This window comes from Micromonospora sp. R77 (assembly GCF_022747945.1).
Classification (GTDB): Bacteria; Actinomycetota; Actinomycetes; order Mycobacteriales; family Micromonosporaceae; genus Micromonospora.
Map to the genome: position 1 here is coordinate 4,989,206 of NZ_JALDST010000001.1, position 26,400 is coordinate 5,015,605.

General features: G+C 73.1%; 24 protein-coding genes. 17 read left to right on the forward strand and 7 right to left on the reverse strand.

What is annotated here, in order from left to right:
* Nucleotides 1-23: 23 nt before the first annotated feature.
* The gene (gene thrS / locus MRQ36_RS23530; protein WP_242798775.1) at nucleotides 24-2,036 is read left to right on the forward strand and encodes a threonine--tRNA ligase; all 2,013 of its coding nucleotides are present in this window, start codon (nucleotides 24-26) and stop codon (nucleotides 2,034-2,036) included.
* Nucleotides 2,037-2,152: 116 nt separating this feature from the next.
* Entirely contained in the window at nucleotides 2,153-2,710 is a 558-nt protein-coding gene (locus MRQ36_RS23535) for an HIT domain-containing protein (protein WP_374250637.1), read from the forward strand.
* Between the two features lie 25 nt (nucleotides 2,711-2,735).
* Here MRQ36_RS23535 and MRQ36_RS23540 read toward each other — a convergent pair whose 3' ends face one another.
* Nucleotides 2,736-3,179: a hypothetical protein gene (locus MRQ36_RS23540; protein WP_242798777.1), complete on the reverse strand. Its 444-nt coding sequence runs from the start codon at nucleotides 3,177-3,179 to the stop codon at nucleotides 2,736-2,738.
* 161 nt (nucleotides 3,180-3,340) lie between these two features.
* Between MRQ36_RS23540 and MRQ36_RS23545 the strand changes: the two genes are divergently transcribed.
* Entirely contained in the window at nucleotides 3,341-3,976 is a 636-nt protein-coding gene (locus tag MRQ36_RS23545; RefSeq protein WP_242798779.1) for a hypothetical protein, read from the forward strand.
* 53 nt (nucleotides 3,977-4,029) lie between these two features.
* On the opposite strand, the gene MRQ36_RS23550 is transcribed toward MRQ36_RS23545, so the two are convergent.
* Nucleotides 4,030-4,530 carry a hypothetical protein gene (locus tag MRQ36_RS23550; protein ID WP_242798781.1) on the reverse strand — a complete coding sequence of 167 codons (501 nt, stop codon included), beginning with the start codon at nucleotides 4,528-4,530 and terminating at the stop codon, nucleotides 4,030-4,032.
* A gap of 67 nt (nucleotides 4,531-4,597) precedes the next feature.
* Here MRQ36_RS23550 and MRQ36_RS23555 point away from each other — a divergent pair, with 67 nt between their 5' ends.
* Nucleotides 4,598-5,656: an aldo/keto reductase gene (locus tag MRQ36_RS23555; RefSeq protein WP_242798783.1), complete on the forward strand. Its 1,059-nt coding sequence runs from the start codon at nucleotides 4,598-4,600 to the stop codon at nucleotides 5,654-5,656.
* A gap of 142 nt (nucleotides 5,657-5,798) precedes the next feature.
* On the opposite strand, the gene MRQ36_RS23560 is transcribed toward MRQ36_RS23555, so the two are convergent.
* A complete protein-coding gene (locus MRQ36_RS23560) occupies nucleotides 5,799-7,961 on the reverse strand; it encodes an elongation factor G-like protein EF-G2 (protein WP_242798785.1) in 2,163 nt (720 codons plus the stop codon).
* Nucleotides 7,962-8,210: 249 nt separating this feature from the next.
* Here MRQ36_RS23560 and pgsA point away from each other — a divergent pair, with 249 nt between their 5' ends.
* The 7 genes from pgsA (at nucleotide 8,211) to MRQ36_RS23595 (ending at nucleotide 14,339) form a co-directional block, all read left to right on the forward strand.
* Nucleotides 8,211-8,831, forward strand: a complete 621-nt coding sequence (gene pgsA / locus MRQ36_RS23565; protein WP_242798787.1) for a phosphatidylinositol phosphate synthase — start codon at nucleotides 8,211-8,213, stop codon at nucleotides 8,829-8,831.
* Nucleotides 8,828-9,760: a phosphatidylinositol mannoside acyltransferase gene (locus MRQ36_RS23570; protein WP_242798789.1), complete on the forward strand. Its 933-nt coding sequence runs from the start codon at nucleotides 8,828-8,830 to the stop codon at nucleotides 9,758-9,760. The genes pgsA and MRQ36_RS23570 overlap by 4 nt, the downstream gene beginning before the upstream one ends.
* A gap of 129 nt (nucleotides 9,761-9,889) precedes the next feature.
* Nucleotides 9,890-11,050, forward strand: coding sequence for a glycosyltransferase family 4 protein (locus MRQ36_RS23575; RefSeq protein WP_242798791.1), 1,161 nt, complete (start codon nucleotides 9,890-9,892; stop codon nucleotides 11,048-11,050).
* A 79-nt stretch (nucleotides 11,051-11,129) separates the two neighbouring features.
* On the forward strand, nucleotides 11,130-11,633 hold the full coding sequence (locus tag MRQ36_RS23580) for a hypothetical protein (RefSeq protein WP_242798793.1): 504 nt from the start codon (nucleotides 11,130-11,132) through the stop codon (nucleotides 11,631-11,633).
* A gap of 148 nt (nucleotides 11,634-11,781) precedes the next feature.
* Nucleotides 11,782-12,699, forward strand: a complete 918-nt coding sequence (gene pdxS / locus MRQ36_RS23585; RefSeq protein WP_308194906.1) for a pyridoxal 5'-phosphate synthase lyase subunit PdxS — start codon at nucleotides 11,782-11,784, stop codon at nucleotides 12,697-12,699.
* Nucleotides 12,700-12,776: 77 nt separating this feature from the next.
* Complete coding sequence (gene pdxT / locus MRQ36_RS23590) at nucleotides 12,777-13,382, forward strand: pyridoxal 5'-phosphate synthase glutaminase subunit PdxT (RefSeq protein ID WP_242798795.1); 606 nt, start codon at nucleotides 12,777-12,779, stop codon at nucleotides 13,380-13,382.
* A 204-nt stretch (nucleotides 13,383-13,586) separates the two neighbouring features.
* A complete protein-coding gene (locus MRQ36_RS23595) occupies nucleotides 13,587-14,339 on the forward strand; it encodes a YebC/PmpR family DNA-binding transcriptional regulator (protein WP_242798797.1) in 753 nt (250 codons plus the stop codon).
* Nucleotides 14,340-14,475: 136 nt separating this feature from the next.
* On the opposite strand, the gene MRQ36_RS23600 is transcribed toward MRQ36_RS23595, so the two are convergent.
* Nucleotides 14,476-15,474 carry a hypothetical protein gene (locus tag MRQ36_RS23600; protein ID WP_242798799.1) on the reverse strand — a complete coding sequence of 333 codons (999 nt, stop codon included), beginning with the start codon at nucleotides 15,472-15,474 and terminating at the stop codon, nucleotides 14,476-14,478.
* An 84-nt stretch (nucleotides 15,475-15,558) separates the two neighbouring features.
* Between MRQ36_RS23600 and MRQ36_RS23605 the strand changes: the two genes are divergently transcribed.
* Nucleotides 15,559-16,239 carry a TetR/AcrR family transcriptional regulator C-terminal domain-containing protein gene (locus MRQ36_RS23605; RefSeq protein WP_242798801.1) on the forward strand — a complete coding sequence of 227 codons (681 nt, stop codon included), beginning with the start codon at nucleotides 15,559-15,561 and terminating at the stop codon, nucleotides 16,237-16,239.
* Between the two features lie 39 nt (nucleotides 16,240-16,278).
* On the opposite strand, the gene MRQ36_RS23610 is transcribed toward MRQ36_RS23605, so the two are convergent.
* Nucleotides 16,279-17,229: a permease prefix domain 1-containing protein gene (locus tag MRQ36_RS23610; RefSeq protein ID WP_242798802.1), complete on the reverse strand. Its 951-nt coding sequence runs from the start codon at nucleotides 17,227-17,229 to the stop codon at nucleotides 16,279-16,281.
* Complete coding sequence (locus MRQ36_RS23615; RefSeq protein ID WP_242798803.1) at nucleotides 17,226-17,567, reverse strand: PadR family transcriptional regulator; 342 nt, start codon at nucleotides 17,565-17,567, stop codon at nucleotides 17,226-17,228. Before MRQ36_RS23615 ends, MRQ36_RS23610 begins: the two co-directional genes overlap by 4 nt.
* Before the next feature lie 196 nt (nucleotides 17,568-17,763).
* On the opposite strand from MRQ36_RS23615, the gene dnaE reads away from it, so the two are divergent.
* From dnaE to MRQ36_RS23635, 4 genes are all read left to right on the forward strand, one after another.
* Nucleotides 17,764-21,294: a DNA polymerase III subunit alpha gene (gene dnaE / locus MRQ36_RS23620; protein ID WP_242798804.1), complete on the forward strand. Its 3,531-nt coding sequence runs from the start codon at nucleotides 17,764-17,766 to the stop codon at nucleotides 21,292-21,294.
* 69 nt (nucleotides 21,295-21,363) lie between these two features.
* Nucleotides 21,364-22,047: a TetR/AcrR family transcriptional regulator gene (locus MRQ36_RS23625; RefSeq protein ID WP_242798805.1), complete on the forward strand. Its 684-nt coding sequence runs from the start codon at nucleotides 21,364-21,366 to the stop codon at nucleotides 22,045-22,047.
* A gap of 122 nt (nucleotides 22,048-22,169) precedes the next feature.
* Nucleotides 22,170-23,336 carry an NAD(P)/FAD-dependent oxidoreductase gene (locus MRQ36_RS23630; protein WP_242798806.1) on the forward strand — a complete coding sequence of 389 codons (1,167 nt, stop codon included), beginning with the start codon at nucleotides 22,170-22,172 and terminating at the stop codon, nucleotides 23,334-23,336.
* 43 nt (nucleotides 23,337-23,379) lie between these two features.
* Entirely contained in the window at nucleotides 23,380-24,417 is a 1,038-nt protein-coding gene (locus tag MRQ36_RS23635; protein WP_242798807.1) for an aminotransferase class V-fold PLP-dependent enzyme, read from the forward strand.
* A gap of 41 nt (nucleotides 24,418-24,458) precedes the next feature.
* On the opposite strand, the gene MRQ36_RS23640 is transcribed toward MRQ36_RS23635, so the two are convergent.
* Nucleotides 24,459-25,631: an acyl-CoA dehydrogenase family protein gene (locus MRQ36_RS23640; protein WP_242798809.1), complete on the reverse strand. Its 1,173-nt coding sequence runs from the start codon at nucleotides 25,629-25,631 to the stop codon at nucleotides 24,459-24,461.
* 86 nt (nucleotides 25,632-25,717) lie between these two features.
* Here MRQ36_RS23640 and MRQ36_RS23645 point away from each other — a divergent pair, with 86 nt between their 5' ends.
* Nucleotides 25,718-26,374, forward strand: a complete 657-nt coding sequence (locus MRQ36_RS23645; protein ID WP_308194907.1) for a TetR family transcriptional regulator — start codon at nucleotides 25,718-25,720, stop codon at nucleotides 26,372-26,374.
* The last annotated feature ends 26 nt before the right edge of the window (nucleotides 26,375-26,400 follow it).

A 26,400-nucleotide genomic window follows, 5' to 3' on the forward strand; every position in this document is an offset into this window, starting at 1 on the left:
CCCCATCGACGACAGGAGTCACCGTGTCCGCACCCCGTACCCCCGCCGTGGCCGACCCCGTCGTCGTCGCCACCGGGACGACGGCGGCCGACGCGGTGGCCGCGGCCGGCCTGCCGATGACCGGCCCGAAGGCCGTCGTGGTGGTCCGCGACCCGCAGGGCCAGCTGCGCGACCTGGACTGGACGCCGGCGCAGGAGGTCACCGTCGAACCGGTGACCCTCGACTCGCCGGACGGCCTGAACGTGCTGCGGCACTCGACCGCGCACGTGCTCGCCCAGGCCGTGCAGGACGTCTTCCCCGACGCCAAGCTCGGCATCGGCCCGCCCATCGAGAACGGCTTCTACTACGACTTCGCGGTCGACAAGCCGTTCCAGCCGGACGACCTCGGCAAGCTCGAGAAGCGGATGCAGGAGATCGTCAAGTCCGGGCAGCGGTTCCGGCGGCGGCGCTTCGGCAGCCTGGACGAGGCCAAGGCCGAGCTGGCCGCCGAGCCGTTCAAGCTGGAGCTGATCGACGTCAAGGGGGAGGGGCTGGACTCCTCCGAGGTGATGGAGGTGGGCGGCGGCGAGCTGACCATCTACGACAACCTCGCCGCGAACGAGGACAAGGTCTGCTGGTCGGACCTGTGCCGGGGCCCGCACCTGCCGAACACCCGGCTGATCGGCGCGTTCAAGCTGATGCGCTCGGCCGCCGCCTACTGGCGCGGGTCGGAGAAGAACCCGCAGCTGCAGCGGGTCTACGGCACCGCGTGGCCGACCCGGGACGAGCTGAAGGCGTACCTGAAGCTGTTGGAGGAGGCCGCCCGGCGCGACCACCGCAAGCTCGGCGCGGACCTGGACCTGTTCAGCTTCCCCGACGAGATCGGCTCCGGCCTCGCGGTCTTCCACCCCAAGGGCGGCGTGATCAAGCGGGTGATGGAGGACTACGTCCGCGCCCGCCACATCGAGGAGGGCTTCCAGTACGTCGGGACCCCGCACATCTCGAAGGAAGGGCTCTTCCACACCTCGGGCCACCTGCCCTACTACGCCGACGGCATGTACCCGCCCATGGAGCTCGAGGGCGCGGACTACTACCTCAAGGCGATGAACTGCCCGATGCACAACCTGATCTACCGGTCGCGCGGGCGGTCCTACCGGCAGCTGCCGATGCGGCTGTTCGAGTTCGGCTCGGTCTACCGCTACGAGAAGTCCGGCGTGGTGCACGGCCTGACCCGGGTGCGCGGCCTGACCCAGGACGACTCGCACTCCTACTGCACCAAGGAGCAGGCGCCGGGTGAGATCAAGCACCTGCTCGGGTTCGTGCTCAGCCTGCTGAAGGACTTCGGCATCGACGACTTCTACCTGGAGCTGTCGACCCGCGACGAGAGCAGGCTCGACAAGTTCGTCGGCTCCGACGAGGACTGGGCGACGGCGACCGCGGTGCTGGAGCAGTGCGCCCGGGAGACCGGCCTGGACCTGGTGCCCGACCCGGGTGGCGCGGCCTTCTACGGCCCGAAGATCTCGGTGCAGGCCAAGGACGCCATCGGCCGGACCTGGCAGCTGTCGACCATCCAGTACGACTTCAACCAGCCGAAGGGCTTCGGCCTGGAGTACCAGGCGGCCGACGGCACCCGGCAGCAGCCCGTCATGATCCACTGCGCGAAGTTCGGCTCCATCGAGCGGTTCATCGGGGTGCTCACCGAGCACTACGCGGGCGCCTTCCCGGCCTGGCTCGCCCCGGTGCAGGTGGTCGGCATCCCGATCCGCGACGACCACGCCGACTACCTCCAGGAGTTCGTCGGCACGCTGACCCGGCAGGGGATCCGGGCCGAGGTCGACTTCGGCGACGACCGGATGCAGAAGAAGATCCGCAACGCGCAGCAGCAGAAGATCCCGTTCATGGTGATCGCCGGTGACGACGACGTGGCCGCCGGCACGGTCTCCTTCCGCTACCGGGACGGCTCGCAGCGCAACGGCGTACCGACGGCCGAGGCGGTCAGCCACATCCTCGACGTGGTCCGCTCCCGCACCAACGCCGGCCCCTCCGCCGAGAGCTGAGATGTAAGCAGGGGCCCCCTCTTAACGCCTGGCGTAGAGAAGGGGCCCCTTCTCACACCTCTCCGGCCGCCCAGCGTGATCGGCACGGGCCACGGGTGGACCGTAGGATCGCTGGTGTGACTGGGGCGGAGCGGCACAGCGGGAACGGCACCGACGACGGGCTGGCGGACGGGCTGGAACGGCTCTGGACGCCGCACCGGATGACCTACATCTCCGGCGAGGACCGGCCCGAGGGCGGCTACGAGAAGCCGACCGGCTGCCCGTTCTGCCTGGCCCCCGGCCTGCCGCCGGAGGAGAGCCTGGTCGTCGCCCGGGGCGAGCACGTCTTCGCGGTGCTCAACCTCTATCCGTACAACCCGGGGCACCTGCTGGTCTGCCCCTACCGGCACGTCGCCGACTACACCGAGCTGGACGCGCCGGAGACCACCGAGCTGGCCGCCTTCACCAAGGACGCCATGCGGGTGGTCCGGCAGGTCTCCAACGCGCACGGCTTCAACCTGGGCATGAACCAGGGCGGGGTGGCCGGCGCGGGCATCGCCGCGCACCTGCACCAGCACGTGGTGCCCCGCTGGGGCGGCGACGCCAACTTCATGCCGGTCATCGGCCGCACCAAGGTCCTGCCGCAGCTGCTCGCCGACACCCGCGACCTGTTCGCCAGGGCCTGGCCGGCCTGACCCGCGCCCGGTCGGGTCGCAGCCGTCAGCGCAGCGGCACGCGGAGGCGGGGCAGCCGGCGACGGCCGGCACCCTCGGCGTGCGCCAGTTCGGCCCGGGCGGCGAGCTGCCGCAACCGGCGCTCCACCATCCGGTCACCGTGCCGCGCGATCCACACGCACACCGCGGCGAGCGGCAGCTCCACCAGCGCGGCCAGCAGGATCGACAGCGCCAGGTCCGGCCCGGCCGGGGTGGTGACCACGTCGAACCAGGCGTCCACCAGCAGCATGGTGGCGGTGCCGCCGGCCGCGGGCACCACCAGCCGGTGCCCCCGGTACGCGTACCAGGCGGTCAGCGCCAGCATCGCCACCAGCCCCAGGTCGAAACCCACCCACGCGGCCCGGTAGTGCACCGTCACCGCATGGTGGGGCAGCGTCAGCGCGAGGTAGCCGATCCAGGGCAGGGTGAGCAGCGCCAGCAGCCCGAACACGGGTGCCACCCAGCGCGGCGCCGGCTGTATCTCGGTCGCCCGTGTGATCTGTTCCGACGTGCCGGTCATGGCCCCCTCCGGCAGCGCTAATGCCTCCGCGACCCGGTCACCAAACGTACGCCGGGCGGCGAGGTCGCACGGCGGCCTCTACGATTCCGCGCATGGCGTTGCTGCACCGGGCGGAGATCCGCCCCACGAAGCTCGAGCTGCTGGCGACGTGGCTGCCCGGCCGGCGCTGGTTCCACGGGCCGGCGGGCACCGAGCCGGTCCGGGTGGCGGGCTTCCGGTTCGACGACCCGGCCGGCGAGGTCGGCATCGAGACGATCCTGGTCCGGGCCGGGGACGGCCCGGTCCACCAGGTGCCACTGACCTACCGGGGGGCGCCACTGGCGGGCGCGGACGGCTGGCTCGTCGGCACCACCCACCACACGGTGCTCGGCCCGCGCTGGGTCTACGACGGCTGCGGCGACCCGGTCTATGCCGCCGCGCTGGCGGACGCCATCCTGGCCGGCACCGGCCAGGCCCGGGAGTTCTTCGAGGTCGACGGCGAGCGGCAGTACCGCGAGCCGAGCATGACCGTGGCCGCCACCGGCACCGGGGACGCGCCGGCGCCCGCCGTCGGCGCGCCCCGCCGGGTGGTGGATGCCGACCCCGCGCTCATCCTGACCGACGCGGTCGAGCTGGTCGTCCGGCGCCGCCTCGACGGCGACGGGGAGCCGGCCGGTGCGTTCGCGCTGACCGGCACCTGGCCGGACCGCCCGACGCCGGTGCCGCTGGCGTACGCCACCCCGCGCTGACCGGCGGCCCGGGCGGGCGTACGCCACCCCGCGCTGACCGGCGGCCCGGGCGGTCACCCTCCGGCCGGGCCCGGCGTGAGCTGCGCGGCGAGGACGGCTGCCAGCTCCGGCCAGCTCGCCACCCGGTGCACGCCGGCCTCCTGCGCCGCCGCGACCGCGCTCCGCGGCGCACCGAGCAGGTAGCGGTGCGGCACGGTGTCGAGACAGGTCAGCACGTCCAGCCGGTCGTCGACGAAGTGGGTCAGCCGCAGCCGGGCGGCGATTGGCCCCTTCTCCGGCCGGGTGGCGCAGAAGTACCACCGGTCCGGGTCGATCCCGGTCCGGGCGGCGAAGTCGTGGTGGGCCAGCCAGTCCCGGGTGCGCCGCTCGGTCGGCTCCGAGCACTTCGACACCACGTACGCCTCGTCGAAGCGTGGCACCAGCGCGGCCAGCGCCTCGAACACCCCGGTCAGCGGCGGCGTACGCAGGTAGTCCGGCCCGAAGAACGAGGTGTCGTCGTCGCCGTCGGACCGTTCGATGATGACCCCGCCGACATCCACCCCGAGCCGTCTCATGTGGTCGATCATGCACCACGGGTGACGTACCCGCCCGCCACCGCGCGGGAGGTGACAGGATGCGGCGATGGCAGTCACCACGCGGACGTTGGGCCGCAGCGGTATCGAGGTCAGCGCGCTCGGCATGGGCTGCTGGGCGATCGGTGGTCCGTGGGCCGAGGCCGGCCGCCCGCTCGGCTGGGGCGCGGTGGACGACGACGAGTCGGTCCGCGCGGTACGCCGGGCGCTGGAGCTCGGGGTGACCTTCTTCGACACCGCCGACACGTACGGTGCGGGGCACGGCGAGCGGATCCTCGGCCGGGCGCTGGCCGGCCGCCGCGACGAGGCGGTGATCGCCACCAAGTGGGGCTACACCTTCGACGAGGCCACCCGGGAGGCGACCGGGGAGGACGCCTCCCCGGCGTACCTGCGCCGGGCGGTGACCGACTCGCTGCGCCGGCTGGGCACCGACCGGATCGACCTCTATCAGCTGCACCTGGGTGACCTGCCGGTGCCCCGGGTCGAGGCGCTGGTGGGCACCCTCGAGGAGTTGGTCGCCGACGGCCTGGTCCGGGCGTACGGCTGGAGCACCGACCGGGCCGACCGGGCTGCCGCCTTCGGCCAGCTCGCCCCCGGCGCCAGCGTGGTGCAGCACGGCCTGTCCGTGCTGCGGGACGCGCCGGCGATGCTGGCGGTCTGCGACAAGCTCGACCTGGCCAGCGTGGCCCGTGGTCCGCTCGGGATGGGCCTGCTGACCGGCAAGTACGGCACCGACTCCACGCTGCCCCGGGACGACATCCGGGGGACCGCGTCGACCTGGCTGGAGTGGTTCCGCAGCGGCCGGCCCGCCCCGGAGTGGCTGCGCCGGGTGGCCGCCGTGCGGGGTGCGCTCACCGCCGACGGCCGGACCCTCGCCCAGGGTGCGCTCGGCTGGATCTGGGCGCGCAGCGAGCGCGCCGTGCCGATCCCCGGCGCCCGTACGGTCGCCCAGGTCGAGGAGAACGCCGCCGCCCTGCGCCGGGGTCCGCTCGCCCCCGACCACTTCGCCGAGGTGGAACGCCAACTGGCGGCCCTGCGCAGCGCCGCCCTCCGCGACGCCGACCGCCCCCACTGGCCCATGCCCCCCGTCCCCACCGCCCGCCCCTGACCGCCCCCACCCCCCGCCCCAGCGCAAATTCACGGAAACAGTGGTCATTCCGCTTCGGGAAGCCACTCTTTCTGTGAATTTTGCCGCCGCCTGGGCGGGTGGGTGGGTGGGTGGTGCGGAGGGGGAGGAGGTGGGGCGGGGGTCAGGTGCGGGTGGTGTGTTCCTTGCGGGCCTGGTCGGCGAGGTGGGTGGGCATCGGGTCGTAGCGGGCGAACTCGCGGCGGAAGGTGCCGGTGCCGGCGGTCATCGAGCGCAGCTCGACGGCGTAGCGGAGCAGCTCGGTGGCGGGCACCTCGGCCCGGACCAGGGTGCGGCCCTCCGCGTCCGGGTCGGGTTCGGTGCCGAGCACCCGGCCGCGCCGGCCGGAGAGGTCGCCCATCACCGCGCCGACCGCCGAGTCGGGCACCCGCACGGTCACCTCGTCGACCGGCTCCAGCAGGGTCGGCTGCCCCTTCTCGGCGGCGTCGCGCAGGGCGAGCGCCCCGGCGGTCTGGAAGGCCGCGTCGGAGGAGTCCACGCTGTGCGCCTTGCCGTCGAAGAGGGTCACCCGCAGGTCCACCACCGGGAAGCCGGCGACCAGACCGCGTTCCAGCTGTGCCCGGACGCCCTTCTCCACCGACGGGATGTAGTTGTGCGGGACGGCGCCGCCGACGACCTTGTCGACGAACTCGAAGCCGGCCCCGCGCGGCAGCGGCTCGACCTCGATGTCGCAGACGGCGTACTGGCCGTGGCCGCCGGACTGCTTGACGTGCCGGCCGTGCCCCTTGGCGGCGGTGGTCAGCGTCTCGCGCAGCGCCACCCGTACCGGCTCGGTCTCCAGCTCGACCCCGCCGGCCCGCAGCCGGTCCAGCACCACGTCGGCGTGCGCCTCGCCCATGCACCAGAGCACCAGCTGGTGGGTCTCGGGGTTGCGTTCCAGCCGCAGCGTCGGGTCACCGGCGACCAGCCGGCCCAGGTTCCGGGCGAGCGCGTCCTCGTCGGCCCGGCTGTGTGCCACGATGGCCACCGGCAGCAGCGGCTCGGGCATCTCCCACGGGGCGATGAGCAGCGGCTCCTCCTTGGCGGAGATGGTGTCGCCGGTCTCCGCGCTGCCCGACTTGGTGATCGCGCACAGGTCACCCGCCACGCAGGCGGTCACCTCGCGCAGGGTCGCGCCGAGCGGCGTGTAGAGGTGCCCGACCCGCTCGTCGGCGTCGTGGTCGGGGTGCCCGCGCTCGGCCATGCCGTGCCCGGAGACGTGGATGACCTGGTCGGGGCGGAGCGTGCCGGAGAAGACCCGGACCAGGGAGACCCGACCGACGTGCCGGTCGACGGTGGTCTTGACCACCTCGGCCACCAGCGGGCCGGTCGGGTCGCAGTGCAACGGCGGCCGGGGCGAGCCGTCCACCCCGGTGATCTCGGGCAGCTCGTGCTCCAGCGGGGAGGGGAACGCCGACACCAGTCCGTCCAGCAGCACGTCCAGGCCGACGCCGGTCTCCGCGCAGACCGGCACCACCGGATAGAAGTGGCCCCGGGCGACCGCCTTCTCCAGGTCGGTGATCAGCACCTCGGTGTCGATCTCCTCGCCGCCGAGGTAGCGGTCCATCAGGGTCTCGTCCTCGCTCTCGGCGATGACCCCCTCGATCAGCTCGTTGCGGGCCTCCAGGATGGCCGGCAGGTGCTCCGGGTCGGGTTCCCGGATCTCGGCGGGCAGCCCGGTGGAATAGTCGAAGACCCGCCGGGTGATCAGACCCATCAGCCCGGCGACGGACTCGCCGTCGTCGCCGAGCATCGGCAGGTAGAGCGGCAGCACGTTGTCGCCGAAGACCCGCTGGCAGAGCGCCACCGACTCGTCGAAGTCGGCGCGCGGGTGGTCGAGCCGGGTCACCGCGACGGCGCGCGGCATGTCGACGGCGGCGCACTCCTCCCACAGGGCGGCGGTGGCGGCGTCCATCCCGTCGACCGCCGACACCACGAAGAGCGCGGCGTCGGCGGCGCGCAGGCCGGCGCGCAGCTCGCCGACGAAGTCGCCGTAACCGGGGGTGTCCAGGAGGTTGACCTTGACGTCGGCGTGCAGCAGCGGGGCACAGGCCAGGCTCACCGAGCGCTGCTGGCGGACCGCCGCCGGATCGTGGTCGCAGACCGTGGTGCCGTCGGTGACGGAGCCGGCCCGGCCGATCGTGCCGCTGGCCGCGAGCAGCGCCTCGACCAGGGTGGTCTTGCCGGCCCCGGAGTGCCCCACGAGCACCACGTTGCGGACCCTGTCGGGTGCGGTCACCACCGGCGCGCCGCCGGTGACACCCTTCTCCTGATTTTTCTGCGCCATCGCGGCGCACCTCCCTCAGCCGGTGGTGGTGGACCGCCGCACGCGACGGGGAAGCGGGCCCGGGCGGGTGCCGCGGCGATATCCTCCGGTGGTCTCGGCGACCACGGATCTCGGACGGGTGATCCGGTGAAGTGGCTCACCTCCCACCCCGATCTCACACCCGTTGCCCACCGGCGCACAAGCCTGTCGGACGGCTCGCCGCCACCGGCCGTACCGCCCTGGACGGGCGGCCGATATCGTGGGACCGCCATGGCGAAGATCTTCCAAGTGACGGCCCGCGCGGGGATGACCCGCGTCGTGGAGCCGGTCGCGCGCGGACTGCTCCGCGCGGGTGTGTCCCCCAACGCGGTCACCGTGACCGGCACCGTCGGCGTGCTCGTCGGCGCCCTCGGCTTCGGCGCCCGCGGCCAACTGGTCGCCGGGGCGCTGATCGTCACGTTCTTCGCGCTGACCGACCTGCTCGACGGGACGATGGCCCGGATGAGCGGCGGGTCGACGCGGTTCGGCGCGTTCCTCGACTCGAGCATGGACCGGATCGCCGACAGCGCGGTGTTCGGCGCGGTCGCGTACTGGCTGGCCACCGAGGGCGACCACGCCGGGACGGCCGCCGCGCTGATCTGCCTGGCCGCCGGTGGGCTGGTCTCCTACGTCAAGGCCCGCGCCGAGGGTCTCGGGATGACCTGCAACGTCGGTATCGCCGAGCGGACCGAGCGGCTGCTCATCGTCGGGGTGGGCGGCCTGCTCACCGGTCTCGGGGTGCCGCTGGCGCTGGAGATCGCGCTCTGGCTGCTCGCCGCCGTCTCGATCTTCACGGTCGGGCAGCGGATGGCCCACGTGTACCGGCAGGCCCAGCTGGTCGGCCGGGAGTGAACCTCACCGAACTCGGCTACGTCGCCGGCTGGCGCCTGGTCCGCGCGCTGCCCCGGCCCGTGGTGGCCGCGGCCTTCCGGGCGGGCGCCGACCGCGCCGCCCGGCGCCCCGGCGGGGGTACGGCCCGACTGCGCGCCAACCTGCGCCGGGTGGTCGGCCCGGACCTGCCCGAGGCCGAACTCGACGACCTGGTCCGGCGCGGCCTGCGCTCGTACGCCCGGTACTGGATGGAGGCGTTCCGGCTGCCCGCGCTGAGCCGCCGGCAGATCCTCGACGGGTTCCGCCTCGACGGGATGGAACTGCTCGCCGACGACGTGGCCGCCGGTCGGGGCGCGGTGGTGGCGCTGCCGCACGCCGGTAACTGGGACGCCGCGGGCGCCTGGGTGGCCGCCACCGGCTGGCCGATCACCACGGTCGCCGAGCGGCTCAAGCCGGAGGGCCTCTACGAGCGGTTCCTCGCCTTCCGGCAGGGCCTCGGGATGGAGATCCTGCCCACCCACGGCGGCGACCGGCCGGCCTTCGACGTGCTGGTGGACCGGCTGCGGGCGGGCGCGGTGGTGCCGCTGCTGGCCGACCGGGACCTCTCCGCCCGGGGCATCGAGGTGGACTTCTTCGGTGGCCGGACCCGGATGCCGGCCGGGCCGGCCCTGCTGGCCATCCGCACCGGGGCGCCGCTCTACGTCGCCTCCCTGTGGTACGAGCCGGACACCGCCCGCGCCGCCATCGAGGGCCCGCTGGAGCTGCCCGACCCGGCCAGCGGGCCGCTGGACCAGCGGGTCCGGGTGCTGACCCAGCGGATTGCCGACGGTCTGGCGGCGGGCATCGCCCGGCATCCGGAAGACTGGCACATGTTGCAGCGGATGTGGCTGGACCAGCGCACGACGACCGACGGTGGGACGCCGTCGCCGGCCGCCACCGGAACCAACTGAGGCGGGCTGTGGTGGGCGCGAGGAGTGCAGCGCAGCGGAGCTCCGCAGTCGCGAGCGAGGGGCACGCTGCGGTGAGCGCGTGCAGCGCAGCGCAGCGGAGCCCCGTAGTCGCGAGCGAGGGGTACTGACGTGCGGATCGGCATCGTGTGTCCGTACTCCTTCGACGTGCCGGGTGGGGTGCAGAACCACGTCACTGACCTGGCCGAGGCGTTGCTCGGGCTGGGCCACGAGGTGAGCGTGCTCGCCCCCGCCGACGAGGAGTCGACGCTCCCGCCGTACGTGGTGTCGGCGGGGCGGGCGGTGCCGCTGCCGTACAACGGCTCGGTGGCCCGGATCGCGTTCGGGCCGGTCTCCACCGCCCGGGTGCGGCGGTGGATCGTCCGGGGCGACTTCGACGTGCTGCACGTGCACGAGCCGTTGACGCCCAGCCTGTCGATGCTCGCCGTGCTCTGCTCGCGGGGTCCGGTGGTGGCGACCTTCCACACCGCGATGACCCGGTCCCGGGTGCTGTCGGCCGCGCAGGGGCTGCTGCAGATCCTGCTGGAGCGGATCACCGCCCGGATCGCGGTCAGCGCGCTGGCCCGCAAGGTGCAGGTCGAGCACATGGACGGCGGGGCGGTGGAGATCCCGAACGGGGTGACCGTGGCGAAGTTCGCCGGGGTGGCGCCGCTGCCCGACTGGCCGGGGGAGTGCGGGCCGGGCGTCGGCGGCACCCTCGGCTTCCTGGGCCGGTTCACCGAGCCGCGCAAGGGCTTCCCGATCCTGCGGGACGCGTTCGTCGCGCTCGCCCCGCACCGGCCGGGCCTGCGGCTGCTGGTCGCCGGCCCCGGCGACCGGGACGACCTGTACGACCGGTTCCCGGCCGAACTGCGGGACCGGGTCACCTTCCTCGGCCTGGTCTCCGAGGCGGACAAGGCGCGCATGCTGCGCAGCGCGCACCTCTATGTGGCACCGAACACCGGCGGCGAGTCCTTCGGGATGATCCTCACCGAGGCGCTCGCCGCCGGCACCACCGTGGTGGCGAGCGACCTCGACGCGTTCCGCCGGGTGCTCGACGGGGGACGGGCCGGCCGGCTCTTCCCGACCGGGGACCCGGTCGCGCTGGGCGCCGTGCTGACCGAGTTGCTCGACGACGCCGACCAGCGGGCCGCGCTGACCGCCTGCGGCGACCAGGTGGTGGCGAATTTCGACTGGCCCGTGGTGGCCCGGCGGGTCGTGGAGGTGTACGCAGCGGCGATCGAGGCCACCGACGGCCGGGTCATCGACCAGGAATGGGTGGGGCTGGGCTGAGCGCCCGGGGCGGATGGGACCGCGGTGACGGGTGCGTCCCGCGGCGGGTGTGACCGGGCGGGAACGGAGCAGCACTACGATGCCGGGCATGTGGTGGGTGGTGGTCGCGATCGTGGTCGTCGGGCTCGTCTCGACGTACCTGATCTGGACGGCCGGCCGGGTCCAGCGGCTGCAGGCCCGGGCGGAGGCGGCGGCCCGGGCGCTCGACGCGCACCTGCTGCGCCGTGCGGCGGCCGCCGCGGTCCTGGCCGAGCAGCGGTTCGGCGTCGAGCTGTACGCGGCGGCGCGGGTCGCGCTGGACGCCGAGCCGCAGGAGCGCGAGGTGGCCGAGAACGACCTGACCCGGCAGCTGCGGGCGGTGGTGCTGGACCCGGCCGACCCGGTCTGTGAGGCGGTGATCGCGGCCAGCCGGCGGCTCGCCCTGGCCCGGCAGGTGCACACCGATCTGGTCCGGGACGCCCGCTCGGCGCGCAGCCGCCCGCTGGTGCGGCTGTTGCGGATGGGGCGCGGACGCGAGTGGCCGCGCTATTTCGACATCGACGACCCCACGCTGGCCGTGCCGGCCGACGTCCCCACCGGCTGACCGTCGGCCGCCGCCGGCCCGGCGGAGCGGCCGTGACCCGGGCCACAGAGCAGGCCACCCGGGGTCTGATTGGCTGTCGGAGCGGCGTTGCGCCCGTCGTAGCATTTTTCCCGCAGCCACCCGCAGCCCGTCCAAGGAGCGATGACCCGTGCCCGAATCCACCTCCCCGAACTCCGACGCCACGCCCGTGATCGGCACCGCCCGCGTCAAGCGGGGCATGGCCGAGATGCTCAAGGGCGGCGTGATCATGGACGTGGTCACCCCCGAGCAGGCGAAGATCGCCGAGGACGCCGGCGCGGTCGCCGTCATGGCGCTGGAGCGGGTGCCCGCCGACATCCGCGCCCAGGGCGGGGTGTCCCGGATGAGCGACCCCGACATGATCGACGGCATCATCGAGGCGGTCTCCATCCCGGTGATGGCCAAGGCCCGGATCGGCCACTTCGTCGAGGCGCAGGTCCTCCAGTCGCTCGGCGTGGACTACGTCGACGAGTCCGAGGTGCTGACCCCGGCCGACTACGCCAACCACATCGACAAGTGGCAGTTCACCGTCCCCTTCGTCTGCGGCGCGACCAACCTGGGTGAGGCGTTGCGCCGGATCACCGAGGGCGCGGCCATGATCCGCTCCAAGGGCGAGGCCGGCACCGGTGACGTCTCCAACGCCACCATGCACATGCGGAAGATCCGGCAGGAGATCGCCCGGCTGGCCTCGCTGCCGGCCGACGAGCTCTTCGTCGCCGCGAAGGAGCTCCAGGCGCCGTACGAGCTGGTCAAGGAGGTCGCCGAGACCGGCAAGCTGCCGGTGGTGCTCTTCACCGCCGGTGGCATCGCCACCCCGGCCGATGCGGCGATGATGATGCAGCTCGGCGCCGAGGGCGTCTTCGTCGGCTCCGGCATCTTCAAGTCCGGCAACCCGGCCCAGCGCGCCGCCGCGATCGTCAAGGCCACCACCTTCCACGACGACCCGGACGTGCTGGCGAAGGTCTCCCGTGGCCTGGGCGAGGCGATGGTCGGCATCAACGTCGACGAGATCCCCCAGCCCCACCGTCTGGCCGAGCGCGGCTGGTGACGTGAAAGGAGGGGCCCCTTCTTAACGCCTCAGGTATAGAAGGGGCCTCTTCTCACCCCGCACGAGAGGAGTGGCGAGTGACGACACCCGTCATCGGTGTGCTCGCCCTGCAGGGCGACGTCCGCGAGCACGTGGCCGCCCTGGCCGGCGCCGGCGCGGACGCCCGCCCGGTCCGCCGCCCGGTCGAGCTGGACGCCGTCGACGGCCTGGTCATTCCCGGGGGCGAGTCCACCACGATCAGCAAGCTCGCCGACATCTTCGAGATGCGGGAGCCGATCGACAAGCGGATCGCCGCCGGCATGCCCGTCTACGGCTCCTGCGCCGGCATGATCATGCTGGCCGACGAGGTGCTCGACGGCCGTCCGGACCAGCGCGGCTTCGCCGGCATCGGGATGACCGTCCGGCGCAACGCGTTCGGGCGGCAGGTCGACTCGTTCGAGGCCCCGGTGGAGATCACCGGCGTCGAGGGCGAGCCGTTCCACGCCGTCTTCATCCGCGCCCCCTGGGTCGAGCGGGTGGGGCCGGGTGTCGAGGTGCTGGGTCGGGTCACCGACGGACCCGCCACCGACCGGATCGTCGCGGTCCGGCAGGGCAACCTGCTGGCCACCTCGTTCCACCCGGAACTCACCGGCGACCTGCGGCTGCACCGGCTCTTCGTGGACCTGGTGCGGGCCGCGTCCTGACCCGCCGGGGCGGCCCGGCAGCGCTCGCGCCGACACCCCACCTCGGGCGGGTGTGACACCGCTGGATCCCGCCTCGGTAGGATTGCCCCCGGTTCGGCTGGGCTCACCGCCCGCCGCAGCCCTCCATCCGACCGGCCGCCGGTCGCGGCGTGGAGTTGGCGCGGGCAGTCGACGCAGGCGTGGGTCAACAGACGGAGGTATGAGATGTCCGGCCACTCAAAGTGGGCGACCACCAAGCACAAGAAGGCCGTGATCGACGCCAAGCGCGGCAAGATGTTCGCCAAGCTGATCAAGAACGTCGAGGTCGCGGCGCGGACCGGCGGTGGTGACCCGGCGGGCAACCCGACGCTCTACGACGCCATCCAGAAGGCCAAGAAGAACTCCGTCCCGAACGACAACATCGACCGGGCGGTCAAGCGCGGCTCCGGCCTGGAGGCCGGCGGCGCCGACTGGCAGACCATCATGTACGAGGGCTACGGCCCGAACGGTGTGGCCATGCTCATCGAGTGCCTCACCGACAACCGTAACCGGGCGGCGACCGAGGTCCGCACCGCGCTGACCCGCAACGGCGGCTCGCTCGCCGACGCCGGCTCGGTGTCGTACATGTTCTCCCGCAAGGGCGTGGTGATCGTCCCCAAGGCGGGCACCAGCGAGGACGACGTGATGATGGCGGTCCTCGACGCCGGCGCCGAGGAGGTCAACGACCTCGGTGAGGCGTACGAGGTGGTCTCCGAGCCGACCGACCTGATCGCGGTCCGCACCGCCCTGCAGGACGCCGGCATCGAGTACGAGTCGGCCGAGTCCTCCCTCATCCCCAGCATGAACGTGCCGCTGGACGAGGAGGGTGCCCGCAAGGTATTCAAGCTGATCGACGTCCTGGAGGACTGCGACGACGTGCAGAACGTCTACGCGAACTTCGACGTCTCGGACGAGGTGATGGCGGCCGTCGACGCCTGATCCGGCCGACGCGCACCGACCGGCCCCCGTACGTCGCGACCCGCGGCGTACGGGGGCCGGTTCCGTTCCCGGGTCCCGATCCGTCCGGGGCCGCCCTGCCCCGTGCCGGGACGGCCCCCGGACGGATCGGCTCCGGTCACCCGGCGGCGTAGCGCCGGGCGACCGCGTGGAAGGCCGCCTTGCGGCGTCGCGCGCTGTCGGGCAGCACCGCGACCAGGCCGTAGCCGGCGGCGTCCAGGTCGTACGCGGGTTCCGTGTGGTGCGGGTAGCTGAACGCCGCGTACGTGAAGACGAAGGTGCCCTCGACGCCGGCGGCGTCCGCCGCGTCGAGCAGCGCGCCCACCTCGCCGGCCTGCCCGTCCTCGTCCCGGGTCACCGGCTCGCGCAGCCGGGGCGGGTCGACGCCCCGGTCGACCACCGTCCACGCCGTGGTGCCCCGCCGCGCGGCTCCGGCGTAGGTGGCGCAGCCCAGCTCGGTCAGCACCACGGGTAGCCCGTGCCGACGCCGTTCGGTGATCGCCCGGGCCCACTCGTCCAGCGGCTCGCCGCTGCGGTAGTGGTCGAGGCCCACCTGGTCGAACGGTCGCCAGTCGACGGTCTCGAAGTCGGCCGCCGCGTAGGTCACCGGGCCGGCGAAGTGCTGCCGGGCGGTCCGGGCGGCCCGGCGCAGGCGTCGGTTGAGCGCCCAGGGGAAGGGCCCGTGCCGCAGCGTGCTCGCCAGCAGCCGGGCCGGGCTGCCCATGGTGGCCATCCGGTCGGCGGCGGTCGCCCCGCTCACCGTGCCGCGCTGGAAGAGCGTGGCCTCCCAGCCGGCCACCAGCACCACGTCGGCGCCCTCGGCCCGCAGCCGTTCGGCGTCGGCCGCGCAGGCCGCCAGGTGGGCCAGCGCGGCGGCCGGCCCGGGGTCGCCCAGCGCGGGGGAGAGCCAGACCGCGAGGCCGGCCTCGGCCGCGGCCCGGGCGGCCAGGCGGAGCCGGTCGAGGTCCTGCCCGACCAGGCGTACGGCGGTGGCGTGCAGCCCGGTGGCGATCTCCCGGAGGTCGGCCCGGACCTCGTCGGGGTCGAAGTCCGGTCGGGAGGGTCGGCCCCGCAGCACCTCGACGCCGGTGTCGTAGACGACGCCCCGGATCCGCATGCCCGCTCCCTGCCCCCATGATGGTGAAAAACGCCCCGCCGACGCTATCGATACGCCGTATCGGTAGGGATACACTGTATCCCCATGAGCGTCATCTGGGAACGCCCCGAGCCGATCCGACGGCACCAGCCCCCGCTGGACCGCCCGGCGATCGTCGCCGCGGCCTGCGCGCTCGCCGACGCGGGCGGCCTGGAGGCGGTCACCCTGCGCGGCGTGGCGACCCGGTTGGACGTGCTCCCGATGCGGCTCTACCGGCACCTCGACTCGCGGGACGACCTGCTCGACCTGATGGCCGACGCGGTCTGCGGCGAGATCGCGCTGCCCGACCCGGCGGTGGGGGACTGGCGGGCGCGGCTGCGCGCCCTCGCCGCCGCGACGGTCGTGGTGGCCCGCCGCCACCCCTGGTACGTCTCCCTGCTCGGCAGCCGCGCCCAGGACGGGCCGCACGGCCTGGCGTACTCCGAATGGCTCTTCTCGGCGCTGGACCGGCCCGGCCTGCCGGCGGAGACGCTGATGCACGCCACCAACACCTTCCTCGGCTATCTGGTCGGCCAGGTGCACCTGGAACTGCTCCAGGTGCCGGTCGGCGCGGTGGCGCACGTGCCGTCGCCGGAGCGGCTGCGGTACCTGGCCCGGGCGGTCGGCGACGGCCGGCACCCGACCCTGGCGCGGCTCTTCGCCGAAGGCTGCCAGCTCGACGCGATCGAGGCGTTCGACGCCGGGCTGGAGATCGTCCTCGACGGCATCGCGGCGAAGCTGGGCTGAGTGGCCCGGCGCCCCCGGGCGCGCCGGGCCGGTCGCGGCTCAGCGGCTGGCGCGGTAGGTCTTGATCCCGGCCTCGACGATGCCCCAGATCAGCACCAGGACCACCCCGGCGGTGACGATGTCGACCAGGGTGTCGACGTTGCCGGCGTCGCGGAACCACTCGACCTGCCGGATCAGTGCCGGGTTGAGCAGCCGGTCGGTCCGCAGCAGCCACAGCACCGGCAGCCAGAAGGCCACGTCGAGGGCGACCCGCGCGCCGAACAGCGGCCAGGTCCAGCGCCCGACCCGGTACTTGACGATCTCGAAGGCGGCGCCGAGCAGCAACACCCCGATCAGCGCGGGCAGCCAGCCGCTCCACAGTGCCGGGTCGAGCAGGGGGATGTCCCGCCCGTCCGGCCCGGCGACCCAGGAGCGGAAGTGCTGCCCCACCAGGAACCCGCCGAGCAGCACGAGCATCACCACCGCGGCGCAGGTCTCGGGGAGCCGCGCGTCCCGCTCGACCGGCACCTCGGCGAGTCGGTCCGGGGTCCAGGCGGGCAGCTCCAGCGGGGTGCGGGTGCGCTCCAGCACGGCGAAGACCAGGGTCGTCCAGAAGCCGATCTGCGCCGCCGTCTGGATGGCGGCGCTGATCCCGGTGCCGACCGCGCCACCGGGCGCGTCGGAGGTCGCCGCGTGGACCGTCCCGGCCACCACGCCCACCGCGGCCGGGATCCAGGTGAGCAGCCGGCGCAGCAGGTTCCACCAGATCAGGTAGTAGGTGGGGCCGATCAGGTGCAGCACCCGGTCGGTGTAGCGGGCGGCGAGCAGGTCGGGCGGCCCCAGCTCGGTGAGCACCGCGCGCTCGGCCGTCGCCGGGTCCTGCCCGGTGCCGACCCGGTCGTCGACCATGTCCCGGATGGAGGCGCGCAGCTCACCGGCGATGTCGTCGCGCCGCTGCGGCGGCACGGTGCGCAGGGTCGCGGCGAGATAGCGGTCGGTCAGCGAGGTCATCGGTCCGCTCCTTCGATCAGTCCGGTCACGGAGGTCTGCACGGCGGCGAGGTCGTCGAGGAGGTGGCGCAGCACCTGCTCGCCGTCGGCGCTGGTGCGGTAGAACTTGCGCGGCCGGCTCTCCTCGGTGTTCCACTCGCTGGTCAGCAGGCCCTGCTCCGCCAGCCGCCGCAGCAGCGGATAGAGGGTGTTCGCGTCCACCGGGAACCCGTGCGCCGTGAGGCGTTGCAGCAGCGCATAGCCGTAGTCGGGGCGGCGGAGGGCGACCAGGCACGCCACCACCACGGTGCCGCGGCGCAATTCCTGCAGGTGGGTACGGAGGAGTTCCTCACTGACCATGCGTCACACCATACTGTGTGCCACACACTAATGTCGAGGGCGCAGGCTCCGCCCCGCCGGACGGGCCCGGGACGGCGGTCGAAGGAGACTCGGACCACCCTCGGCGCGGGCGGTGGAGGCGCCGAGATCACCTCGGTAGGGTGGGACCCGGTCGACTCCGACCACCCAAGATCCACACCGCCGGGGGGCGCCACGCATGGCTGATTCGTTCGCGCATCTGCACGTGCACACGGAGTACTCGATGCTCGACGGGGCGGCCCGGCTCAAGGACCTCTTCGCCGAGGCCAACCGGCTCGGCATGCCGGCGGTGGCGATCACCGACCACGGCAACATGCACGGCGCGAACGACTTCTACAAGCAGGCCATGGCCGCCGGCATCACCCCGATCCTGGGCGTCGAGGCGTACGTGGCGCCGGAGTCGCGGTATCACAAGGCCCGGGTCAAGTGGGGTCGGCCGGAGCAGAAGAGCGACGACGTCTCCGGCAACGGCGCGATCACCCACAAGACCATGTGGGCGCGGAACGCGCAGGGCCTGAAGAACCTCTTCACGCTGAACTCGCGCGCCTCCATGGAGGGCCACTACGTCAAGTGGCCCCGGATGGACATGGAGCTGATCGCCGAGCACGCCGAGGGGATCATGGCCACCACCGGCTGCCCGTCCGGCGCGGTGCAGACCCGGCTGCGGCTCGGCCAGTTCGACGAGGCGCTCAAGGTCGCCGCCAGCTACCAGGACATCTTCGGCAAGGAGAACTACTTCCTGGAGATCATGGACCACGGGCTCGACATCGAGCGCCGGGTCCGCGACGGCCTCACCGAGATCGCCCGCAAGCTGGACATCCCGCCGGTGGTCACCAACGACTCGCACTACACCCACGAGGCGCAGGCCACCGCGCACGACGTGCTGCTCTGCGTGCAGACCGGCAGCAACATCGACGACCCGAACCGGTTCCGGTTCGAGGGCGGCGGCTACTTCATCAAGTCCGCCGAGCAGATGCGGGCGGTCGACTCGTCGGAGCTGTGGCAGCAGGGCTGCCGCAACACCCTGCTGGTCGCCGAGAAGGTCGACCCGACCGGGATGTTCGAGTTCCACAACCTGATGCCCCGCTTCCCGGTGCCCGACGGGGAGACCGAGGAGTCGTGGTTCCGCAAGGAGACCTTCGCCGGGCTGGCCCGCCGCTACCCCGGTGGCATCCCGGAGGGGCACCTGGTCCAGGCGGAGTACGAGCTGGGCGTCATCAACCAGATGGGCTTCCCGTCGTACTTCCTCGTGGTGGCGGACTTCATCCAGTGGGCGAAGAGCCAGGGCATCGCGGTGGGTCCGGGCCGTGGTTCGGCCGCCGGTTCCCTGGTCGCGTACGCCCTGGGCATCACGGACCTGGACCCGATCCCGCACGGGCTGATCTTCGAGCGGTTCCTCAACCCGGAGCGCGTCTCGATGCCCGATGTCGACATCGACTTCGACGAGCGTCGGCGCGGTGAGGTGATCAAGTACGTCACCGACAAGTGGGGCGAGGACAAGGTCGCGCAGATCGCGACGTTCGGCACGATCAAGGCGAAGGCCGCGATCAAGGACTCGGCCCGGGTGCTGGGCTACCCGTACGCGGTGGGGGACCGGATCACCAAGGCGATGCCGCCGGCGGTGATGGGCAAGGACATCCCGCTGACCGGCATCTTCGACCCGAAGCACCCGCGCTACGCCGAGGCCGGCGAGATCCGGGGCCTGTACGAGTCGGACCCGGACGTGCGGAAGGTGATCGACACCGCGAAGGGGATCGAGGGGCTGATCCGACAGACCGGTGTGCACGCCGCCGGGGTCATCATGTCCGCCGAGCCGATCATCGAGCACATCCCGTTGATGCGGCGGGACGCCGACGGGGCGATCATCACCCAGTTCGACTACCCGACGTGCGAGTCGCTCGGGTTGTTGAAGATGGACTTCCTCGGCCTGCGCAACCTGACCATCATCGACGACGCGGTCAAGAACATCGAGCTCAACCACGGCAAGCAGCTCGACCTGCTGGCCCTGCCGCTGGACGACAAGGCGGCCTACGAGCTGCTGGCCCGGGGCGACACGCTGGGGGTGTTCCAGCTCGACGGCGGGCCGATGCGGTCACTGCTGCGGCTGATGAAGCCGGACAACTTCGAGGACATCTCCGCCGTGCTGGCGCTCTACCGGCCCGGCCCGATGGGTGTCGACTCGCACACCAACTACGCGCTGCGCAAGAACGGCCAGCAGGAGATCACCCCGATCCACCCGAAGCTGGAGGAGCCGCTGCGGGAGATCCTGGAGCCGACCTACGGCCTGATCGTCTACCAGGAGCAGGTGCAGCGCGCCGCGCAGATCCTCGCCGGTTACACCCTCGGTCAGGCGGACCTGCTGCGCCGGGCGATGGGTAAGAAGAAGAAGGAGATCCTCGACAAGGAGTTCATCCCGTTCCGGGACGGCTGCCGGGAGCGCGGCTACCCCGACGACGCGATCCAGGCGGTGTGGGACGTCCTGGTGCCGTTCGCCGGGTACGCCTTCAACAAGGCGCACTCCGCCGCGTACGGGCTGGTGTCGTACTGGACCGCGTACCTCAAGGCGCACTACCCGGCCGAGTACATGGCCGGGCTGCTCACCTCGGTCGGTGACGACAAGGACAAGATGGCGCTCTATCTGTCCGAGTGTCGCCGGATGCGGATCCAGGTGCTCCCGCCGGACGTGAACACCTCGGCCGGGCCGTTCACCCCGGTCGGCAAGGACATCCGCTTCGGCCTGGCGGCGGTGCGCAACGTCGGCGCGAACGTGGTCGCCTCGATCATGCGCTGCCGCGAGGAGAAGGGCGAATACGCCGACTTCTACGACTTCCTGTCCAAGGTCGACGCGGTGGTCTGCAACAAGAAGACCATCGAATCGCTGATCAAGGCCGGCGCGTTCGACTCGCTGGGACACCCCCGCAAGGGGCTGCTCGCCGTGCATGCCGACGCCATCGACGCGTACGCCGACGTCAAGCGCAAGGAGGCCGTCGGCCAGTACGACCTCTTCGGCGCCGGCTTCGGTGACGCGGACACCGGCAGCACCACCGTCATGCCGGTCATCGGTGAGAGCGAGTGGGACAAGCGCGACAAGCTCGCCTTCGAACGCGAGATGCTCGGCCTCTACGTCTCCGACCACCCGCTCTTCGGGCTGGAGCACGTCCTGGGTGCGGCGGCGGACTGCACCATCGCCTCCCTGTCGGAGGAGGGCACCGTGCCCGACGGGGCGGTGGTCACCCTGGCCGGCATCCTCTCCGGTGTGCAGCGCCGGGTCACCAAGCAGGGCCGGGCCTGGGCGTCGGCGACCCTGGAGGACCTGGCCGGCGGGGTGGAGACGCTGTTCTTCCCGAACACCTACGAGGTGATCGGGCAGTACATCGCCGAGGACGCGATCGTGGTGGTCAAGGGGCGTGTCGACCGCCGCGACGACACTCCGCGGATCATGGCGATGGACATGTCCATGCCGGACGTCACCAGCAACCCGGGGACCAAGCCGGTCACCCTCACCATCCCGGTGCACCGCTGCACGCCACCCCTGGTGGAGCGCCTCAAGGAGACCCTGGTCCTGCACCCCGGCGACACCGAGGTGCACGTCAAGCTCCTCAACGGCGGCAAGACCACCACCCTGCGCCTCGGCCCGTTCCGGGTCGCCGCCACCACCGCCCTCATGGGCGACCTGAAGAGCGTCCTCGGCCCCGCCAACGTCAGCTGACCCATCGGCACGACCACGGTCGGCGTACGGGATTGTCAACCGACGAACGTGTTCGTTACGATCGCGTTCATGAGTCCTCGTCGGGTGCCCGTGAGTCGGCGCGACCGTCCGGCCAAGCCGCCGCTGAGCCGCGACGGCCTGGTCGCCGTCGCGCTGCGGATCATGCGCGAGGAGGGCCTGGAGCGGGTCACCATGCGCCGACTGGCGAGCGAACTCGACACCGGGCCCGCCTCGCTCTACGTCTATGTGGAGAACATGGCGGAGTTGCACGGCGCCCTGCTGGACGAGCTGGTCGCCGACCTCGCCGTGCCGGACGGCGGTGCCCCCGGGCGCTGGCGCGACGACCTGATCGATCTGCTGGCGGCGTACACCGTGCTGCTGATGCGGCAGCCGAGCCTGGCGCGGTCGGTGCTGACGCTGCGCCCGTCGGGGCCGCACTACCTGCGGCTGCTCGACGCGCTGCTCGGTCTGCTGCACGCCGGCGGGGTGCCGGCGCGGCAGGCCGGGTGGGGCGTCGACCTGCTCCTGCAGCACGCCACCGCCACGGCGGCCGAGCAGGGCGCCCGGGACTCCTCGACGGCCACCGCGAGCGAGGAGCGGCACCTGGCGGTGGCGGTACGGGAGGCCGCCGCCGCCGACTACCCGCACCTGCACCGCGCCCGCGACGAGCTCTTCTCCGGCACCGGGGAGCAGCGGCTGCACTGGTCGTTCGCGGTGCTGGTCGGCGGCATCGCCGCCACCCGCACCCCGTAGTCGGCGGCATCGCCGCCACCCGCACCCATGGTCGGCGACATCCACGGCTCACCGGCGAGCCGGCACCCTTACGCACCTATCGCGAACATGTTCGTCCCGAACATGTTCAACCAGGAGGAACCATGACCACACCGTCGATCACCATCGTGGGCGCCGGGCTGGGCGGGCTGATGCTGGCCCGCGTCCTGCACCTGCACGGCATCGCCGTCACCGTCCACGAGCGGGACGAGTCGCCGACCAGCCGCACCCAGGGCGGCATGCTCGACATCCACCACGACAGCGGCCAGGTCGCCCTGCGCGCCGCCGGCCTGACCGACCGGTTCCGCGACATCGTCCACCCCGGCGGCGAGGCGGTGCGCGTCCTGGCCGGCAACGGCACCGTGTACGTCAACGAGGTCGACGACGGCGACGGCGGCCGCCCGGAGGTCGAGCGGGGGCAGCTGCGCCGCCTGCTGCTCGACTCGCTGCCGGCCGGCACAGTCCGTTGGGGCAGTCGGGTCACCGGGGTCCGGGCGCTGGGTGGCGGCCGGCACGAACTGGCCCTCGCCGATGGCGGCACCGTCACCACCGGCCTGCTGGTCGGCGCCGACGGGGCCTGGTCCCGGATCCGGCCGCTGCTCTCCGCCGCCGAACCGGCGTACGCCGGGGTGTCCTTCGTCGAGCTGGAGCTGACCGACGCGGACCGTCGGCAGCCCGGCTGCGCCGCCGTGGTCGGCACCGGGATGCTCTTCGCCCTCGGCCCCGGGCGGGGCCTGCTGGCCCACCGGGAGACCGACGGCAGCCTGCACGTCTACGCCGCGCTCACCGGCCCGGCCGACTGGCTCGCCGGTCTCGACGGCGCCGACCCGGCCGAGGTCCGGGCCCTGCTGGCCGGACGGTTCGCCGACTGGGCGCCCGAACTCCGGGCCCTGGTCACCGAGGCCGACGGGCCGGTCGTGCCGCGCCGCATCCACGCCCTGCCGGTCGCGCACCGCTGGGACCGGGTGCCGGGGGTCACCCTGCTCGGTGACGCCGCGCACCTGATGTCCCCGTTCGCCGGGGAGGGCGCCAACCTCGCCATGCTCGACGGCGCCGAGCTGGGCCGGGCGGTCGCCGCCCACCCGGGCGACCTCGAGACCGCCCTCGCCGAGTACGAGCGGGCACTCTTCCCGCGCAGCGCGCGGGCCGCCGCCGAGGCCGCCGCGAACCTGGAACTCTGCTTCCGCGACGACGCCCCGCACGGCCTCGTCGACCGGTTCGCCGGCTACGCGCAGGCCGCCCCGCCCCGGGCGGAGGCCACCACCGCCTGATTGGCGCTGACCGCAGCGGCGGGGCCGTCGCTAGCGTCGAGGCATGGAACTGGAACAGGCGCAGAAGCTCTGGCAGCCCGAGCCGGGCTGGCTCAACACGGCCACCTACGGGCTGCCGCCCGAGCCGGCGTGGGTGGCGCTGCAGGACGCACTCGCGGGCTGGCGGGTGGGACGGATGTCCTGGGAGGGCTGGTCGGAGTCGGCCGGCCGCGCCCGGGTGGCCTTCGCCGGTCTGGTCGGGGTGGCACCGGACGACGTGGCGGTCGGCAGCACCGCCTCCCAGCTGCTCGCCCCGGTCGCCGCCGCGCTGCCGGCGGACGCCACGGTGGTGGTGCCCGAGGTGGAGTTCACCTCGAACCTGTTCCCGTGGCTGGTGCAGCAGGAACGCGGGGTGCTGGTGCGTACGGTGCCGCTGGCCGGGCTGGTCGACGCGATCGACGACGCCACCGACCTGGTCGCGTTCAGCCTGGTGCAGTCCGCCGACGGCGCCGTTGCCCCGTACGAGAAGATCGTCGCGGCGGCCCGCGCGCACGGCGCCCTGGTCGCGGTGGACGCCACCCAGGCCTGCGGCTGGCTGCCCTTCGACGCCGGGCTGGCCGACGCGGTGGTGGTGTCGGCCTACAAGTGGCTGATGTCGCCGCGCGGCACGGCCTTCGCCTACCTGGCCCCGGCGCTGCGCGAGCGGATGCGCCCGGACGCCGCCTGCTGGTTCGCCGGGGCGGACCCGTACGCCTCCTACTACGGCCCGCCGCTGCGGCTGGCCGGCGACGCCCGCCGCTTCGACATCTCCCCGGCCTGGTTCTGCTACGTCGGGGCGGCGCCCGCCCTGGAGCTGCTGGCGCAGATCGGGCTGCCGGCGGTCCGGGACCACGACGTGGCGCTGGCCAACCGGTTCCTCGCCGGGCTGGGCCGGCCGCCGGGCGAGAGCGCGATCGTGGCGGTCGAGGTGCCCGACGCGCAGGAGAAACTGGCCCGGGCCGGGGTACGCGCGGCGGTCCGCGCCGGCCGCGTCCGGGCCGCCTTCCACCTCTACACCACCGAGGCGGACGTCGACCTGGCGCTGGACGCGCTGACGAGCTGAGCGCCGCGGTGCCCGCCCCGGTGCCGGGACGGGCACCCGGCTCAGGCCAGGTGGCCGCCGATCCTCGTGTAACCGCGCAGCAGGTCACGGGCGATGATCAGCCGCTGCATCTCGTCGGTGCCCTCGAAGATCCGATAGAGTCGCACCTGCCGGTACCAGCGCTCGATCGGCAGCTCCCGGGTGTAACCCATGCCGCCGTGGATCTGGAGCACCCGGTCCACCACCCGGTTGACCATGCCGGCGCCGTAGAGCTTCGCCATCGAGGAGGCGTGCCGGGGGTCGAGGCCCTGGTCGACCGTCCAGGCGGCGCGCAGCACCAGCCAGCGCGCGGCCTCCAGCTCGACCTCGGAGTCGGCGATCATCCACTGGATCGCCTGGTTGGTGCCGATCTTCGCGCCGAACGTCTCCCGGGTGTTGGCCTGGTCGATCGCCATCTGCAGGGCCCGTTCGGCGATGCCGAGGGCGTGCGACGGGATGGTGTAGCGGCCCTTGCCGATCCACTCCATGCCGAGCGCGAAGCCCTGGCCGACCTCGCCGAGGATGTTGCGGTGCGGCACCCGTACGCCGTCGAAGATCAGCGCCGCCGGGCCGCCCTCACCCATGGTCTGGATGAACTCGGACCGCCAGCCCATCGCCCGGTCCACCAGGAACGCCGTCGCGCCGCCGTTGCGGGCGCCCTTCTCCGGGTCGGTGACCGCGATGACGATGGCGAAGTCGGCGTCGTTTCCTCCTGTGATGAAGGTCTTCTCGCCGTCCAGCACCCAGTCGTCGCCGTCGCGGCGGGCGCGCAGCCGGATGTTCGCCGCGTCCGAGCCGGCGCCCGGCTCGGTGATCGCGAAGCAGGAGATCCGTTCGCCCTCGATGGTGGGCAGCAGGAACTCGCGCTGCTGCGCCGGGGTGGCGTGGAAGAGGATGTTGTCGGCCTCGCCGCCGAAGCGGAACGGCAGGAAGGTCCGGCCCAGCTCCGTCCAGATCAGCGACTGGGTGACCGCGGGCAGGGCCATCCCGCCGTACTCCTCGGGGGTGGCCAGGCCCCAGAAGCCGAACTTTCGCGCCCGGCGCTGCAGCTCGCGCAGCTCGGCGCGCTCCAGGCCGGGCCGGTGCGCGCGCTCGCGGCGCAGCGCCTCCTGCTCCAGCGGCATCACCTCGCGGGTGACGAAGGAGCGAACGGTGTCCCGGACCGCGCGTTGCTCGTCGGTGGGTGCGAAATCCATGGTGGTTCCCTCCCGGTGCGGCGACGCCGTCGCGCCCTAAACTAGCGGCGCAAGTTTTGCCGCGTCCATACCCCCGAGGAGACCACGTGCCGCGACCCCGGCAGCCGCTGCTCGACCGGCAGCGGATCGTCGACACGGCCCGGGCGGTCATCGACGCCGAAGGGCTGCCCGCGCTCTCCACCCGCCGGCTCGCCGCCGAGCTGGGCGTGCAGGGGCCGTCGCTCTACCACTACTTCGCCACCAAGCAGGCCATCCTCGACGCCGTCGCCGACAGCGTCACCGCGACCGTGGACACCTCCGCCTTCGCCACCTGCGACTGGCGGGAGGCGCTGCGCCGGTGGGCGGTGTCCTACCGGCGGGCGCTGCGCGCGCACCCGAACATCGTGCCGCACCTGGCGCAGGGGCCGGGGCGGCGACCGGCCGCCCTGGCGATGGCCGACGCGGTCTACGGCGGCCTGGTACGCGCCGGCTGGCCACCGGCCCGGGCCACCCACATCGGCGCCGCGCTGCGCTACTTCGTGGCCGGGTCGGCGCTCGGCTCGTTCGCCCGGGGCTTCGTCGAGGACCCGGAGCTCTACGCCGCCCACTACCCGCACCTGACCCAGGCGCACCGGCTCGCCGCCCACCAGCGCCAGGTCGACGAGGGCGCCTTCACCCTCGGCCTGGACGCGCTGCTGCGCGGCCTGGCGGCCGAGTACGAACGGACCGTCGGACCGCTGGAGCCGGCGGGCCGCCCGGAGTAGCGTCCCACCTCGCAGTGCCAGTTTCC

Bases quoted from the DNA above. Each gene is read 5' to 3' on its own strand.
- MRQ36_RS23545 (WP_242798779.1), top strand. From the start codon at position 3,341: ATGGCGTTGCTGCACCGGGCGGAGATCCGCCCCACGAAGCTCGAGCTG.
- MRQ36_RS23550 (WP_242798781.1), bottom strand. From the start codon at position 4,530: ATGAGACGGCTCGGGGTGGATGTCGGCGGGGTCATCATCGAACGGTCC.
- MRQ36_RS23555 (WP_242798783.1), top strand. From the start codon at position 4,598: ATGGCAGTCACCACGCGGACGTTGGGCCGCAGCGGTATCGAGGTCAGC.
- MRQ36_RS23560 (WP_242798785.1), bottom strand. From the start codon at position 7,961: ATGGCGCAGAAAAATCAGGAGAAGGGTGTCACCGGCGGCGCGCCGGTG.
- pgsA (WP_242798787.1), top strand. From the start codon at position 8,211: ATGGCGAAGATCTTCCAAGTGACGGCCCGCGCGGGGATGACCCGCGTC.
- MRQ36_RS23580 (WP_242798793.1), top strand. From the start codon at position 11,130: ATGCCGGGCATGTGGTGGGTGGTGGTCGCGATCGTGGTCGTCGGGCTC.
- MRQ36_RS23595 (WP_242798797.1), top strand. From the start codon at position 13,587: ATGTCCGGCCACTCAAAGTGGGCGACCACCAAGCACAAGAAGGCCGTG.
- MRQ36_RS23600 (WP_242798799.1), bottom strand. From the start codon at position 15,474: ATGCGGATCCGGGGCGTCGTCTACGACACCGGCGTCGAGGTGCTGCGG.
- MRQ36_RS23605 (WP_242798801.1), top strand. From the start codon at position 15,559: ATGAGCGTCATCTGGGAACGCCCCGAGCCGATCCGACGGCACCAGCCC.
- MRQ36_RS23610 (WP_242798802.1), bottom strand. From the start codon at position 17,229: ATGACCTCGCTGACCGACCGCTATCTCGCCGCGACCCTGCGCACCGTG.
- MRQ36_RS23615 (WP_242798803.1), bottom strand. From the start codon at position 17,567: ATGGTCAGTGAGGAACTCCTCCGTACCCACCTGCAGGAATTGCGCCGC.
- dnaE (WP_242798804.1), top strand. From the start codon at position 17,764: ATGGCTGATTCGTTCGCGCATCTGCACGTGCACACGGAGTACTCGATG.
- MRQ36_RS23625 (WP_242798805.1), top strand. From the start codon at position 21,364: ATGAGTCCTCGTCGGGTGCCCGTGAGTCGGCGCGACCGTCCGGCCAAG.
- MRQ36_RS23630 (WP_242798806.1), top strand. From the start codon at position 22,170: ATGACCACACCGTCGATCACCATCGTGGGCGCCGGGCTGGGCGGGCTG.
- MRQ36_RS23635 (WP_242798807.1), top strand. From the start codon at position 23,380: ATGGAACTGGAACAGGCGCAGAAGCTCTGGCAGCCCGAGCCGGGCTGG.
- MRQ36_RS23640 (WP_242798809.1), bottom strand. From the start codon at position 25,631: ATGGATTTCGCACCCACCGACGAGCAACGCGCGGTCCGGGACACCGTT.